11 protein-coding genes are annotated in these 13,396 nt (G+C 55.3%); 2 read left to right on the top strand and 9 right to left on the bottom strand.

Features of this window, described 5'->3' with window-relative positions; translation table 11 throughout:
- Positions 1 to 16: 16 nt before the first annotated feature.
- The 8 genes from NH398_RS07545 to NH398_RS07510 form a co-directional block, all read right to left on the bottom strand.
- Positions 17 to 3,019, bottom strand: coding sequence for an FAD-binding and (Fe-S)-binding domain-containing protein (locus tag NH398_RS07545; protein WP_253017591.1), 3,003 nt, complete (start codon positions 3,017 to 3,019; stop codon positions 17 to 19).
- Positions 3,020 to 3,035: 16 nt separating this feature from the next.
- Positions 3,036 to 4,259, bottom strand: a complete 1,224-nt coding sequence (locus NH398_RS07540) for an aminotransferase class V-fold PLP-dependent enzyme (RefSeq protein ID WP_253017589.1) — start codon at positions 4,257 to 4,259, stop codon at positions 3,036 to 3,038.
- A gap of 92 nt (positions 4,260 to 4,351) precedes the next feature.
- Positions 4,352 to 5,539 carry a CoA transferase gene (locus NH398_RS07535; protein WP_253017587.1) on the bottom strand — a complete coding sequence of 396 codons (1,188 nt, stop codon included), beginning with the start codon at positions 5,537 to 5,539 and terminating at the stop codon, positions 4,352 to 4,354.
- A gap of 52 nt (positions 5,540 to 5,591) precedes the next feature.
- On the bottom strand, positions 5,592 to 6,398 hold the full coding sequence (locus NH398_RS07530; RefSeq protein ID WP_253017585.1) for an enoyl-CoA hydratase: 807 nt from the start codon (positions 6,396 to 6,398) through the stop codon (positions 5,592 to 5,594).
- A gap of 11 nt (positions 6,399 to 6,409) precedes the next feature.
- Positions 6,410 to 7,693 (bottom strand): TRAP transporter large permease, encoded by a 1,284-nt coding sequence (locus NH398_RS07525; protein WP_253017583.1) that lies wholly within the window; start codon positions 7,691 to 7,693, stop codon positions 6,410 to 6,412.
- A gap of 9 nt (positions 7,694 to 7,702) precedes the next feature.
- Positions 7,703 to 8,263 (bottom strand): TRAP transporter small permease, encoded by a 561-nt coding sequence (locus NH398_RS07520; protein WP_253017581.1) that lies wholly within the window; start codon positions 8,261 to 8,263, stop codon positions 7,703 to 7,705.
- 67 nt (positions 8,264 to 8,330) lie between these two features.
- A complete protein-coding gene (locus NH398_RS07515; RefSeq protein ID WP_253017579.1) occupies positions 8,331 to 9,308 on the bottom strand; it encodes a TRAP transporter substrate-binding protein in 978 nt (325 codons plus the stop codon).
- A gap of 203 nt (positions 9,309 to 9,511) precedes the next feature.
- Complete coding sequence (locus tag NH398_RS07510; protein WP_253017577.1) at positions 9,512 to 9,985, bottom strand: heme-binding protein; 474 nt, start codon at positions 9,983 to 9,985, stop codon at positions 9,512 to 9,514.
- 222 nt (positions 9,986 to 10,207) lie between these two features.
- On the opposite strand from NH398_RS07510, the gene NH398_RS07505 reads away from it, so the two are divergent.
- Positions 10,208 to 10,888 carry a GntR family transcriptional regulator gene (locus tag NH398_RS07505; RefSeq protein WP_253017576.1) on the top strand — a complete coding sequence of 227 codons (681 nt, stop codon included), beginning with the start codon at positions 10,208 to 10,210 and terminating at the stop codon, positions 10,886 to 10,888.
- 4 nt (positions 10,889 to 10,892) lie between these two features.
- Here NH398_RS07505 and glcC read toward each other — a convergent pair whose 3' ends face one another.
- Positions 10,893 to 11,672 (bottom strand): transcriptional regulator GlcC, encoded by a 780-nt coding sequence (gene glcC / locus NH398_RS07500; RefSeq protein WP_253017574.1) that lies wholly within the window; start codon positions 11,670 to 11,672, stop codon positions 10,893 to 10,895.
- Positions 11,673 to 11,886: 214 nt separating this feature from the next.
- On the opposite strand from glcC, the gene glcD reads away from it, so the two are divergent.
- Entirely contained in the window at positions 11,887 to 13,386 is a 1,500-nt protein-coding gene (gene glcD / locus NH398_RS07495; RefSeq protein ID WP_159343109.1) for a glycolate oxidase subunit GlcD, read from the top strand.
- Positions 13,387 to 13,396 lie beyond the last annotated feature (10 nt).

Here is a 13,396-nt window from a genome sequence, read left to right as displayed (position 1 = left end):
CTATGGGTTGTTGTGCTTAGGCTAGCGCCTGCGCCAGCAGGCGAGCAACATGAATGGCTTCGCGTCCGCTGCCATCATGAATTTGATGGCGGCAGCTGGTGCCATCAGCCACTAACACCGCGTCATCACTCGCGCTGCGCACGGCAGGCAACAGCGTCAGTTCGGCCATTTTCATGGAGGCCTCGTAGTGTTCGGCTTCATAGCCAAAACTGCCCGCCATGCCGCAGCAGGATGACTCAATCGTCTCGACTGCAACGCCTGGAATCCAGTTCAGCACTTGTTCGACTGGGCGCAGAGCATCAAATGCTTTTTGATGGCAGTGCCCATGCAACATGACGCGTTGGCCTTCCATGGGTTTTAGCTGCAGCGGCAACTCGCCCGCTGAGTGGGCGTGTACCAAGAATTCCTCAAACAGATAGGCAGATGCTGACAGCGCCTGCGCCTGCTCGCCAAAACCATACTGCAAAAACTCATCGCGCATGCTGAGCAAACAGGAAGGCTCGAGCCCCACCACCGCCACTCCGCGCTCGACAAACGGCATCAGGAAATCCAGCGTACGCTGTGCCTCTGCCTTGGCTTTCTCAAACTGGCCCGAAGAGAGATACGTGCGGCCACAGCAGAGTGGCCGCTGGCCTTTGGTCACGTTCAGGTGAACATGATAGCCCGCCGCCTCTAGCACACGCTTGGCAGCGGACGCATTATCGCCCTCCATGTAGTTATTGAAGGTATCAACAAACAGCAGCACTTCCCGCTCAGCGATTGCTGTGGTGGGCGAGGAGGAGGCCGTGGCTAAAAAACTACTGTTAAACACGGGTAACGATCTTTGCGGGGCAAGCTTCAGCGCTTGCTTAAGACGCTTTGCCAGAATGGGAACCCGCTCAACGCTGTTCACTACGCTGGAGAAGCGGCTAGCCCACGGCGCGTAGCGGGGCATTTCCCCCACCATACGGTCACGCAGCGAAAGCCCTTTGGAACGCACCTTCGCCGCCCGCGCTTCGATCTTGAACTTTGCCATATCGACGCCCGTGGGGCAGTCGCGCTTGCACCCTTTACAGGAAACGCATAGATCCAGCGCCTCTTTCACTTCATCACTGGCGAGCCCTTCATCGCCCAGCTGCCCCGAGAGCACCATCCGCAGCGTATTCGCTCTGCCCCGAGTCAGGTGCTGCTCTTCTTTAGTAATACGGTAACTGGGGCACATCGTCCCTGCGTCAAACTTGCGACAGTGGCCGTTGTTGTTGCACATCTCTACCGCCATGGCTAACCCATGGGTGGTGTCTCCGGCGCTGCCTGGCGGCGTTTGCTCACCGGTGAGCGGGTCGCGCTTGACGTTCCAGGGGGACCAATCAAACACAGGCGTCACCGGAATACGCTGATAGGTGGATGGAAAGCGGAAGTAGCGCTCATCATCCATTTTCGGGGTATCGACGATTTTCCCAGGATTGAACAGATTTTCCGGGTCAAAGAGCTGCTTTACTTCGCGGAAGGCATTGTTGATGGTTTCACCAAACTGCCAAGCGACCCACTCGCCACGGCAAATACCGTCACCATGCTCACCTGAATACGCGCCTTTGTACTCGCGCACCAGTGCGGAGGCCAACTCCGCTATTTCGCGCATTTTCTGCGCACCGTCGCGGCGCATATCCAAAATAGGGCGAACGTGCAGTGTCCCTACCCCGGCGTGGGCATACCAAGTGCCCTCGGTGCCGTAGCGGTTAAATACGTCGGTCAGTTTTTCGGTGTACTCGGCAAGATGCTCAAGGGGCACTGCGCAGTCTTCGATGAAGGAGACCGGTTTACCATCGCCTTTCATGCTCATCATGATGTTGAGCCCGGCCTTGCGTACGTTCCACAGGGCTTTCTGCTCAGCGGCTTCCGGCATATCCACCACACTGCCGGGCAGGCCTAAATCACTCATCAATTCATTAAGGCGGCGTAACGCTTCAAGCTGAGCATCCCGGTCCTGTCCGGCAAACTCTACCAGTAAAATGGCTTCCGGCTTGCCTATCAGCGCTTTCTCTATCACCGGCCTAAACGCATGATTTTCAAGCGAAAGCTCAATCATCGTGCGGTCAACCAGCTCGACGGCCATCGGCCCCAGCTTGACGATGTGCTGGGTGAAGTCCATGGCTTGATAGAACGTTGGAAAGTTAACAACGCCCAACACTTTTTGTTCGGGAAGAGGCGACAGTTTCAGCTTAATACGGCGGCTTACTCCCAGCGTGCCTTCAGAACCGATCAACAGATGCGCTAGATTAGCGCGCCCATCCGGGTCGTAGGGAATAGGGTTCTGACAATCAAACAGGTCGAGGTTATAACCGCCCACTCGGCGCAGCACTTTAGGGAAGTGGTCGCGAATATCACCACCTACCCGTTCGGCAATGGCTCTCACCTGTTGGGCGAGCTGCTGCTCCCGCGAACGGTCTGCAAACCCATCGACGAAGCTGAAATTCACTTCACAGCCATCGGCAAGAATAGCCTCAATGCCTTCGACGTTATGGACCATGTTGCCGTAGTAAATAGAGCGCGATCCGCAGGAGTTATTGCCAGCCATGCCGCCAATCGTACACTGGGCACTGGTGGATACATCCACCGGGTACCACAGTCCATGGGGCTTTAGCCAAGCATTCAGGTGATCTAGCACCATGCCTGGCTCCACCACGACGGTGCGTGCTTCTGGGTCAAACTCCACCACCTGGTTCAGCCAGCGCGTGGTGTCAATCACCAACGCTTCCCCGACGGTTTGACCGCACTGGCTGGTGCCTGCCCCCCGCGCCAATACGGGCACCTGGGCATCACGGGCAATATCCAGGGCAATTTTCAGGTCCTCTTGGTGGCGTGGGATCACCACGCCAACGGGCGTCACCTGATAAATAGAAGCATCAGTGGCATAACGCCCCCGAGTCGCCTGATCAAATAAGACATCGCCCGCGAGCTCTCGCGAAAGGCGGTCAGCTAGACCGCTGATCGGCTTAATCTTGGCATCTCTAGGCGCATATTGGTTGGTCAGTGACGTCATGACACTCCTCCCCTTTTTAACGCGCTTGATGGTCGCTGGAAGCTTGCAGTGGATGAGCTGCAAAGTAGTCCAGTGCTGCCAAGACACCGCTGCCGCGAAGTGACACTCCAGCCATCTTCATGCCCGCTTCGCAGCCGCCTAAGGTGGCAATCAACGTCAGGTCGTTACAATCGCCTAAGTGCCCGATGCGGAACATTTTGCCTTTCGCCTTACCAAGGCCCATGCCCAGCGAGAGGTCAAAACGCTCATAGATGATTTTGCGCACCGCATCAGCATCGACACCTTCCGGCATTACCACCCCGGTGAGCACGGGGGAGTAAAGCGTTGGGTCTTGGCACTGAATCTCTAGGCCCCACGCTTCAACCGCGGCGCGCACCCCGGCCGCCCAGCGCTGGTGGCGGGCCAACACCTGCGGCATGCCCTCATCCAGCAGCATATCGAGCGCTTCGTTAAGGCCGTAAAGTAAGTTGGTGCTGGGGGTATAAGGCCAGTAGCCGTTTTGGTTAGCTTCCAGAATTTCATCCCAGGCCCAGAAGCTCTTCGGCAGCTTGGCCTGCTTGCTCACGTCAATCGCTTTGGGAGAGAGCGCATTGAAGCTAATGCCTGGTGGCAGCATCAGGCCTTTTTGAGAACCAGACACCGTGACATCTACACCCCACTCATCGTGGCGATAATCGGCACTGGCAAGCCCGGAAATGGTATCCACAATCAATAAGGCAGGGTGCTTGGCCTCATCGATTGCTCGGCGTACTGCGGCGATATCACTGGTTACCCCTGTGGAGGTTTCGTTGTGCACCACGCACACCGCTTTAATCTCGTGCTCGGGGTCGTCTTTTAGCCGCTCTTTGATCATCTCGGCCTGCACCCCTTGGCGCCAGCCTTCATATCCCGGCAGGCCAATAAATTCGGGCGTCAGGTCAAGGCGCAGCGCCATCTTGTGCCACAGCGTGGCAAAGTGGCCCGTCTCAAACATCAGCACCCGGTCGCCAGGCGACATGGTGTTGGCCAGCGCCGCTTCCCAAGCGCCCGTGCCAGAGGCTGGGTAAATCACCACCGGGTGTTCAGTCTTGAACACCTTTTTGGTTTTTTCGAGCAGCTCGCGCCCAAGCGCGCCAAACTCTGGCCCACGGTGATCAATCGTCGGCAGACTCATGGCCCGTAGGATGCGGTCCGGCACCGGAGAAGGGCCAGGAATCTGCAAGAAATGTCGGCCGGAGGGGTGAAAATCGAGTTTTAACATAGTGTCGCTTCCTATTGTTGTTGTGGATGCGGTTGTCGCGAAATAGCACAGCGTTAAATTGGATAATGAATGCAAACAAGCCGTTTAAAAAACTACTTAATGCACCCTTCAGCGCGCAGCGTGTCACGCTCTTCACCCGATAGGCCTAATTGCTCAAGCACTTCATCGGTATGCTGAGCAAAAAGTGGTGCAGAAGAGCGAATCTGCGCAGGCGTGCGCGAGAACTTGCTGGGGAAACCAATGGTTTTCATTTTGCCGATGACAGGGTGGTCCATCTCTTCCACCATACCTCGGGCCAGATAGTGCTCATCCTGCATGGCTTGGGCGAAATCATTGATAGGCCCTGCAGGTACGCCTGCGGTATCACACAGCGCCAGCCACTCATCGACGGTCTGGTGAGCCATTAGTTCTTCCAGCAGCGATTCCAGCTCATCCACATGTTGGCCGCGGTCATGGTTGGTCAAAAAGCGCGGGTCCTCCATCAGCGAAGCGTGCTTTAACACATCACCGCAAAACCGTTCCCAAGTTCGCTGGTTGGCGCAGCCCAGCATCAAATAGCCATCTTTGGCTTTCACCGCTTGATAAGGCGCAGACACCCGGTGACGCCAGCCAGTGGGGCCAGGTACCGTGCCTTCAGAGAAGTAAGCCGCAGCCTCCCAGGTAAACCAGGGCAAGCCACACTCGGTAATGGCGATGTCGATGTGCTGGCCCTCTCCCGTCTTCATCTTGTGAATATGGGCCGCCAAAATAGAGTAAACCGCCGTAATCCCACCGCCGATGTCGTAAACCGCAATACCCGTTTTCAGTGGGCGCCGTCCTTCCTCACCGGTCATCGACATCAGGCCGGTCATGCCTTGCGCCACTAAGTCGAACCCACCTTTATGGCTATAGGGACCCGTTTGCCCGTAACCAGAAATGGAGCAGTAAACGATGCCTGGGTTGATCTCTTTGATCGTGTCGTAATCGATCGATAGCGACTTGGTAACTCCGGGGCGATAGTTCTCGACAATCACATCCGCGTCGGCTGCCAGCCGATAGAAAATTTGGCGGGCGCGCTCATCTTTCAGGTTCAACGAGATGCTTTTCTTGTTGCGATTGATTTGTGAAAAGCAGGTCGACTCGCCATTCACATAAGGCCCCATTTGGCGGCTATCATCACCGCCGTTGAGCTTCTCAACTTTGATGACCTCAGCCCCCATATCCGCCAGCACCATCGTGCAGTAGGGGCCTGCCATAATTTGAGACACATCAAGTACTTTTATATTTTGTAAAGGAAGCATGCGCTTTCCTCCTTAAGCCTGTGGTAAGCAGCGACGTGGAGCGTCAACAACGCTACTGGCCGCGCCACTCAAACGGCGTTTTATTGACAAACTTGTTCACGGCTGCCGAAAAGTCCTGGCTCATGTAGCAAGTGGCCACCCAATCATCGCTAGCGTCTGGGGAGAGCCGCCGCTCGGCTTGAACACGATTGATCAGCGCCTTACTCGCCTGAAGGGTAAGCGGCGCGCGCTTAGCAAACTCAGCAGCAATCTGGGCAACGTCTGAATAGATCGTTGTTGAGTCAAAGCGCTGATTCACTAACCCCACACTCAACGCCTCTTCAGTGGTGATAAGCCGTGCCTGCATGAGCACTTCTTTTGTGCGAGGAATGCCCACCATATCGACGAGCCGAGACACGTTAGTAATGGAGAGCGTATTGCCCAACGTTTTGGCAATAGGCACACCAAACTTCATCGAGTCAGTGGCGTAACGAAAATCGCATACCAGCGCTAGCGCCGCGCCGCCGCCGACACAGGCTCCTTCAATCAGCGCCAGCGTGGGTTTGGGGAAGGTTTCTAGCTTCCCCACTACGCGATCGATGCGACGCTCATAGCCAATGGCATCCTCCGGCTCGGCAAAGTGTGCGAACTGGGTGATATCAGTGCCAGCGACAAAGGCCTCGCCCCCCACTCCATGGAGCACTAGCGCATGAATATCGGCATCGTCTGCCAGCGTGTCGCAGTAGTACTCAAGCGCGTTATACATCTCCCACGTCATCGCATTACGGCTTTGCGGGCGGTTAAAGCCAACCCAGGCCACTCCGTCTTTCACCTCAAACCGAACGCTATCGGTGGTGGGTACTTGCGGTTGCTGTGTCATTTGCTCGTCCCTTAGCCGTAGATGAAGTTAACCAGCGCCAGTGCAAAGGCGGGGATATAGGTGTTGATCATCAGGATCGTGAACAGCACGCCAATAAACCAAAGATTGGTTTTAGACGTTGCCCAGATATCGGACTTCGCAATAGAGCAAGAGGCAATGAGCACACTCGCTACAGGCGGTGTTTGCTGGCCGATGGCTAAGTTCAGCGTCACAATCAAGCCAAAGTGCAGCGGGTCGATACCCACTTCCAGCACTAGCGGAAGAACGATAGGCACCACCAAAATGATGGCCGCCGCCGAGTGCAAGAAGATCCCCAGAATCAAGAAGATGACGTTCAGCAGCGCTAAGATCACGTACTTGTTATTGGTCAGCTCGCTGATTTGCAGCGCGATTTCCTGAGGAATGCGAGTTTCCGTTAGGTAGCCACCAACGACGGCAGACGCGGCCACCAGCAGCATGACAACGGCGGTTTGCACACCCGCGCTTTTGCAGGAGTCGATGAAGTTTTTGATGGTAAATTCACGATATACGACGGCGCTGATAAAGATGGCAACACAGACAGCCAACGCAGCCCCTTCCGTTGCCGTAACGAAGCCACCAAAAATGCCACCCAAAATAATGACCGGAATTAACAGGGCCCATACGGCCTCTTTTAATGCCGTCCACAGTTGAGAGAGACGAAACCGACCTTCCGAAGGGAAGCTATATTTACGCGCCAGGTAGTAGCACATGGCCGCTAAGCCCAGCGCCCCCAAAAGCCCTGGAAAAATACCCGCCACAAACATCTGAACCACAGACTCGCCCGACATTACCGCGTACAAAATCATCGGGATAGAGGGCGGCAAAATGATCGCCAAGCTGGCGGCAGATGACGAAATCGAAGCGGCAAACTCTTTTGAGTAGCCCTTTTTACGCATCGCGGGAATCAAAATACTGCCAATGGCAGAGACCCCAGCCACCGATGACCCTGAAATTTCCGCAAAGAACACCGATGCGCCAATGGTGACCATCGACAGACCGCCTTTAATGAATCCCACCATCGCCATGGCAAGGTCGATCAAGCGCCGGGAAATGCTGGAGGCGTTCATAATCGCGCCCGCCAGAATAAACAGCGGGATGGCAATCAGCGGGAAGTTGGTGGCCCCTTCAAACATGGTCATCCCTACGGTGGGCATGGCCATGCTGCCGTAGGTAATAAAGGTGGCGATGGTGCCCACGAGGGCCAACGCGACTGCGACGGGCACATTGATCAGAATCAACGCAATCAGTGCAATAAAGATATAGAGAATAATCATGGTGGTTACTTATCCTCGCGGCTGTGTGCTAACGGCTTCAATGTCATCGGCATCAATACCGGCCTCTTCCAACTCATGGTCGATAAAGCCTTTGCCGCGGGCACTTCTTAGAATGTCGGGTAGCCGTAGCAGCTCCGCGATGATGAACAATACCGATGCAATCGGAATGGCCGACTGAACCACCTGCATGGAAATCGCCGGCAGACTGACCATGTTCATGCCATCCAGAATCAGCATCACCTGATAGCTCGCCAGCCCCAGAAAGATGAAGAAACCAATCGTGATCGCTTCAGCCAATAACGCGACCGGCACACGAATCGAGGGCGGGCACATATTGAGTACGCTAGGGCACGTGATATGAGCTCCTTTCGCAGCGGCCAACGCTGTCCCGTAGTACGTCACCCAGGCCAGTAGCGCCGCCGCTAGCTCGTCATACCAACTCAGCGGAGAGCCTAAATAGCGAGAAATAAACCCAATGGTTACCACCCCCGCTAACGCAATCACCAGCACCACGACAACGCCTTCAAGAAACGCAAAATAGGCGTTCTTGAACTTGGTATAAGCGCTCATTGAAACCTCCTATAGATAGAGGCGGCGGCCTGATGGGCCAGCACGCCTCTAAGCGATGATGAAGAGTTTATTCGCGCAGGGCGGCAACCGAGTCCAACATCTCTTGGCCGCCTTCAACATCGTTAGCGAAGGTGTCGTAGATAGACTGAGAGGCGTTTACGAAGGCATCGAAGTCCACTTCATTCACTTCCATACCCGCATCACGCATCTGAACCAAGGTTTCATCATCTAGGCGCTGGCCCTCTTCAAGCGCAAAGTCTTCTAGCTCAAGAGCGACCTCCTGTAGCACGGTACGCACCTCTTCAGGCAGGCGATTCCAACTGGCACCAGCGGTTAAGTAAGCAGGGGTATAAACGTGATTGGAGATGGAAAGATAGTCTTGCACTTCGTGGAAGCGTGAGGAGTAGGTTTGAATGAGGGGGTTCTCTTGCCCATCCATCGCACCGGTTTGAAGGGCCACAAACACTTCAGAAAGCGACATTGGTGAAGGGGCTGCACCGTAGCTGCGGAACATCTCTATCCGCCAGACACCGCTTGGGGTGCGTAGCTTGATGCCATCAAGATCTTCAGGGGTGGTAATGGGCCGTACGTTATTGGTGATTTGCCGGAAGCCGTTTTCCCACACGGCAATGATATTAAAGCCCTTGGCTTGGGCCGCTTCATAGAGTGGGCCACGCACTACCTCATCTCGTACGCGCTTCATATGCTCGCGGTCTTTGATCAGATAGGGCATTTCAAACAGCGCGAACTCCTCAGCTTCCGAGCTCATCACCGTTGAAGGAATCGAAAGGTCCAGCGAGCCTAAGCGTAGGCGACGCATCATGGACTCATCGCTGCCCAGCTGGCTATTTCCGTAAACATTCACTTCGGCAACGCCATCCAGGCGCTCATTGGCCAACTCAGCAAATCGGTTAGCGGTAATTTCAAATAGCGAGCCCGGCCCGCCTACATGGCCAAGCCTGACCTCGACGTTCGCGCTGGCAACGGATGCGTGTAGTCCGAAAGTAACGGCGGCTGCCGCGAGTGCTATCTTGATAAATTTCATGTGGGTACTCCAAGTGAACCGTTGTTGTTGTTGGGTCTTCACCACTTCAATTTGAATTCAAAATTCAAAATTAGGTATTAAACTTTCGTATTGAAGCGCAGCTTCCTGCGTCAACCCATTGATACACAGCGTGTTTATAAAAACGTCACAAAAAAAAGCAGCGTCTCATCAACGCTGCTTATCTGGACGACCTACTGTTTGACCTAATTCTCTTCACCGCCGGGCGCTAATCCCCAGTTCAGATCAGCCGCTTTGATGCCGGCAATGGCAACTTGCTGATCCTCTTCAGACGAAGCCCCACTCACTCCCACAGCCCCGATCACACACTGCTGCGCATCTAAAATAGGCACCCCTCCGGCTACCGGTACACAATGGCCGTTAGATGCCGCTGCCACGCTGGCGAGAAACGCGGGGCGCTCGGTATTGCGCTCTCCAAGAATGCCGCTGGAAATACCCATACCCAGTGCGGCATATGCTTTCCCCTGAGCCACGGGAAAGCGTAGCGGCGCGCACCCATCTTCGCGCTCGGCAATCACCACATGCCCACCACCGTCTAGCACGACCAGCGTAAGCGGTGGCAAACCGGCTTCCCGCGCCTGAGCAACCGCTCCGTTAACGATGGACCTGGCCTTTTCTCGGCTTAACTGCACGCTACACATGAAAATATTCATTGCCATACATCGGCTCCTAAGTGGTTATTGATTGTTATGGGGAGCAGTGCGATCACTGCCGCCTACCTAGCATAGCTCGACTTATCACAATTGAATTCATAATTACTTTTGCAGATCATACAAAGAGTCGCCAATATATCCTTATGGCTTTGTGTTCAAATGGTGTTTACAAAGCGGCATCAGTCGCTTGGGGGGATACCAAGCGGACACACAATAAGGAACCGAGCAATGACGAAAATCTTACAGCGCAATCTTTACCGTGAAGTCGCCGACCGCATTGGTGAACTAATTGAGCACGGCGAGCTGGCACCCGGCGAGCGCATCTCAGAAAAGCAGCTTTGTGAACGGTTTGGCGTGTCACGTACACCGCTCAGAGAGGCGCTCAAGGTGCTGGCAACGGAGGGGCTTATTGAGCTTCTACCCAATCGGGGCGCGCGGGTGGTGCGTTTAACGTTTAAAAAAGTGAAGGACACCTATGACTTGATGGCAGCGCTAGAGGGTCTATCAGGTGAGCTTGCCTGTCAGCATATTAGTGATTCAGAAATTGCCGCCATTCGCGCTTTGCACGATGCCATGCTAGAGCACTATCACAACCGAGATCTGGCCACTTATTTTGAAATTAACCAGCAGATCCACGAAAGCATATTGGCCGCTTCCCGCAACGAGGTCTTGCAAGAGATGTATAGCAACCTCAGCCAGCGGGTAAAACGCGTGCGCTATTCGAAAAAAATGACGCAAAAGTTTTGGCGCCAAGCCGTTCAAGACCACGAAAACATGATGGCCGCACTTGAGGAGCGTGACAGCAAACGACTAGGTCAGATTTTACGCGATCACCTGTGCAACAAGCTGGAAGTGGCCACGCTGGCAGGCGTGATTGAAGATGACAGCTTAAGCGCAGCTACCGCTTAACCTGCTATTGCCACTGTTCCAGACGCATAGCAGAGCGCTCTAAACGGTCGTGCTCAGCCTCCAATTCACGTAACAACTCACTGATACTGGTTAGGTGTTCCAACGCAATGCCCCTTGCCTGCTCGGCATCGCCGCTTACCACCGCCTGATGCAGCCGCGCATGCTGCTGGTTAATCATTTCCCGAGGGCCAGGCCGATGATAGAGGTGTTTAACCGATGCAAACACAGAGCTGAGCAGCAAATCGGTCAGGCTTTGTAAGGTGTGAACCAATACAGGGTTATGGGAAGCCTGCGAAATAGCTAAGTGAAACGCATGGTCTAACCGAGCCAGCTGTTCCACTTCTAACTCGTCGGGTAAGGCTGCATAGTCTGCCATTTCGCGGTAGCGCCGAGTGATTAACACTCGGTCCATAGAGGTGCCGCGCCGCGCTGCTAGGTAAGCCGATTCCCCTTCCAGCAGGGCGCGCACTTCTAATAAATCAAACAGCGTGCGGGGATGATCGTTAAACAGATGCATCAGTGGGCTTTGCTGGTGCATGGGCAGCAGCGACGCCACGGTTGAGCCGTGCCCCTGGCGGGTATTAATAATGGCTTTACTGCGCAGGATGCGGAGCCCTTCTCGCAGCGAGGCGCGCGAAACGCCTAACCGTTCACAAAGACGACGCTCGGAAGGCAGCAATTGCCCAGGCCGAAAGACACCTTCCAGTATTAACTCTTCCAGACGAGCCGCCACATGCTCAGGCGTGCGCCGCCCCATAGAAATATCGTCTTTGTTAAACGCCATGTGACGCTCCTTTGAATCAACCGAGCCAACTTAGTTGGGTAAGACCATGTCATTCAGGCTCTCTGTTAGGCCCATTATCACCGTACTATCGACCAATTACTGGTCAGACCATTGCACCACAACCTAGACAGGCGCACAAAAAAAGCTCAAATTGAGCGCCATGGTGAAGCAACGCTACCGTTACTTTTAATGATAAAAACTTAGGGATGTCGTTATGAATATCCTTTACGACGAGCGCCTTGATGGTGAGCTTGTCCGCCGTGATAAAGCCGAGGTGCTTAGCGACCTGCAAGGCGCCGTGCCCTCATTAACGCTGCTGCATCGGGAAGAAGATTTACGCCCTTTCGAGTGCGATGGCTTAGCCGCTTACCGCGTGCTGCCGATGTTGGTGGCCTTGCCGGAAACGCTGGAACAGGTCGAAGGCCTGTTAAAGCGTTGCCATGCACTGGGCGTACCCGTGGTGACCCGGGGCGCAGGCACCGGCCTTTCCGGCGGCGCACTGCCGCTTGAGCAGGGCGTGCTGCTGGTCATGTCGCGGTTCAACCAAATTATTACCGTTGACCCCGACGCGCGCATTGCCCGCGTTCAACCAGGGGTGCGCAACCTTGCCATTTCCGAGGCGGCCGCCCCTTACGGGCTCTACTACGCCCCCGACCCCTCCTCGCAAATCGCCTGCTCAATTGGCGGCAACGTCGCCGAAAATGCCGGCGGCGTGCACTGCCTGAAGTACGGCCTCACCGTGCATAACGTGATGCGGGTGGATGTGCTGACCATTGAAGGCGAGCACATGACGCTGGGTTCTGAAGCCCTGGATGCGCCCGGCTTTGATCTCTTGGCCCTGATGAACGGTTCAGAAGGCATGCTTGGGGTGGTCACGGAAATCACCGTGAAGCTGCTGCCCAAGCCAGAAACCGCCAAAGTGCTGATGGCCAGCTTCGATGATATCGAAAAAGCGGGCCGCGCGGTGGGCGACATCATTGCCGCAGGCATTATCCCCGGTGGCCTGGAAATGATGGATAAGCTCGCCATCAAAGCCGCCGAAGATTTCATCAAGGCAGGCTACCCCGTGGAAGCCGAAGCCATTCTGCTCTGTGAGCTGGATGGTGTGGAAGCCGACGTGGACGACGACTGCGAGACCGTGCGCCGCGTACTGGAAAAGGCCGGAGCCACTAACATTCAACAGGCGCGGGACGAAGCCGAGCGCGCCAAGTTCTGGGCCGGACGCAAGAATGCCTTCCCTGCCGTAGGCCGCATGTCACCCGACTACTACTGCATGGATGGCACCATTCCCCGCCGCGAGCTGCCGCGCGTGTTGAAAGGCATTGCCGCACTTTCAGAAGAGAGCGGCCTACCCGTGGCCAACGTATTCCACGCGGGTGACGGCAATATGCACCCGCTGATCCTGTTCGATGCCAACAAAGAGGGCCAGCTTGCCCTGGCGGAAGACGTAGGTGGCAAGATCCTGGAGCTATGCGTAGCCGCCGGTGGCTCGATTACCGGCGAGCATGGCGTGGGGCGCGAAAAAATCAACCAGATGTGCAGCCAGTTCCAGCCCGATGAGCTGACGGTCTTCCACGCGCTGAAAGCGGCCTTCGACCCCAAACGGCTGCTCAACCCAGGGAAAAACATTCCCACCCTGGCGCGCTGTGCCGAATTTGGCGCGATGCATGTGCATAACAATGAGTTACCGCATCCGGAACTGCCACGCTTCTGATGCAATAAGG

The sequence above is a fragment of the Halomonas sp. CnH100-B genome (genome assembly GCF_024124605.1).
Lineage (GTDB): Bacteria > Pseudomonadota > Gammaproteobacteria > Pseudomonadales > Halomonadaceae > Vreelandella.
The sequence above is the reverse complement of the archived record's forward strand: the minus strand, read 5'-3'. Positions and strand labels throughout refer to the sequence as shown.

What these genes read in the sequence shown, in the direction of transcription:
- NH398_RS07545 (WP_253017591.1), bottom strand. Translation starts at nt 3,019, where the DNA reads ATGACGTCACTGACCAACCAATATGCGCCTAGAGATGCCAAGATTAAG.
- NH398_RS07540 (WP_253017589.1), bottom strand. Translation starts at nt 4,259, where the DNA reads ATGTTAAAACTCGATTTTCACCCCTCCGGCCGACATTTCTTGCAGATT.
- NH398_RS07535 (WP_253017587.1), bottom strand. Translation starts at nt 5,539, where the DNA reads ATGCTTCCTTTACAAAATATAAAAGTACTTGATGTGTCTCAAATTATG.
- NH398_RS07530 (WP_253017585.1), bottom strand. Translation starts at nt 6,398, where the DNA reads ATGACACAGCAACCGCAAGTACCCACCACCGATAGCGTTCGGTTTGAG.
- NH398_RS07525 (WP_253017583.1), bottom strand. Translation starts at nt 7,693, where the DNA reads ATGATTATTCTCTATATCTTTATTGCACTGATTGCGTTGATTCTGATC.
- NH398_RS07520 (WP_253017581.1), bottom strand. Translation starts at nt 8,263, where the DNA reads ATGAGCGCTTATACCAAGTTCAAGAACGCCTATTTTGCGTTTCTTGAA.
- NH398_RS07515 (WP_253017579.1), bottom strand. Translation starts at nt 9,308, where the DNA reads ATGAAATTTATCAAGATAGCACTCGCGGCAGCCGCCGTTACTTTCGGA.
- NH398_RS07510 (WP_253017577.1), bottom strand. Translation starts at nt 9,985, where the DNA reads ATGGCAATGAATATTTTCATGTGTAGCGTGCAGTTAAGCCGAGAAAAG.
- NH398_RS07505 (WP_253017576.1), top strand. Translation starts at nt 10,208, where the DNA reads ATGACGAAAATCTTACAGCGCAATCTTTACCGTGAAGTCGCCGACCGC.
- glcC (WP_253017574.1), bottom strand. Translation starts at nt 11,672, where the DNA reads ATGGCGTTTAACAAAGACGATATTTCTATGGGGCGGCGCACGCCTGAG.
- glcD (WP_159343109.1), top strand. Translation starts at nt 11,887, where the DNA reads ATGAATATCCTTTACGACGAGCGCCTTGATGGTGAGCTTGTCCGCCGT.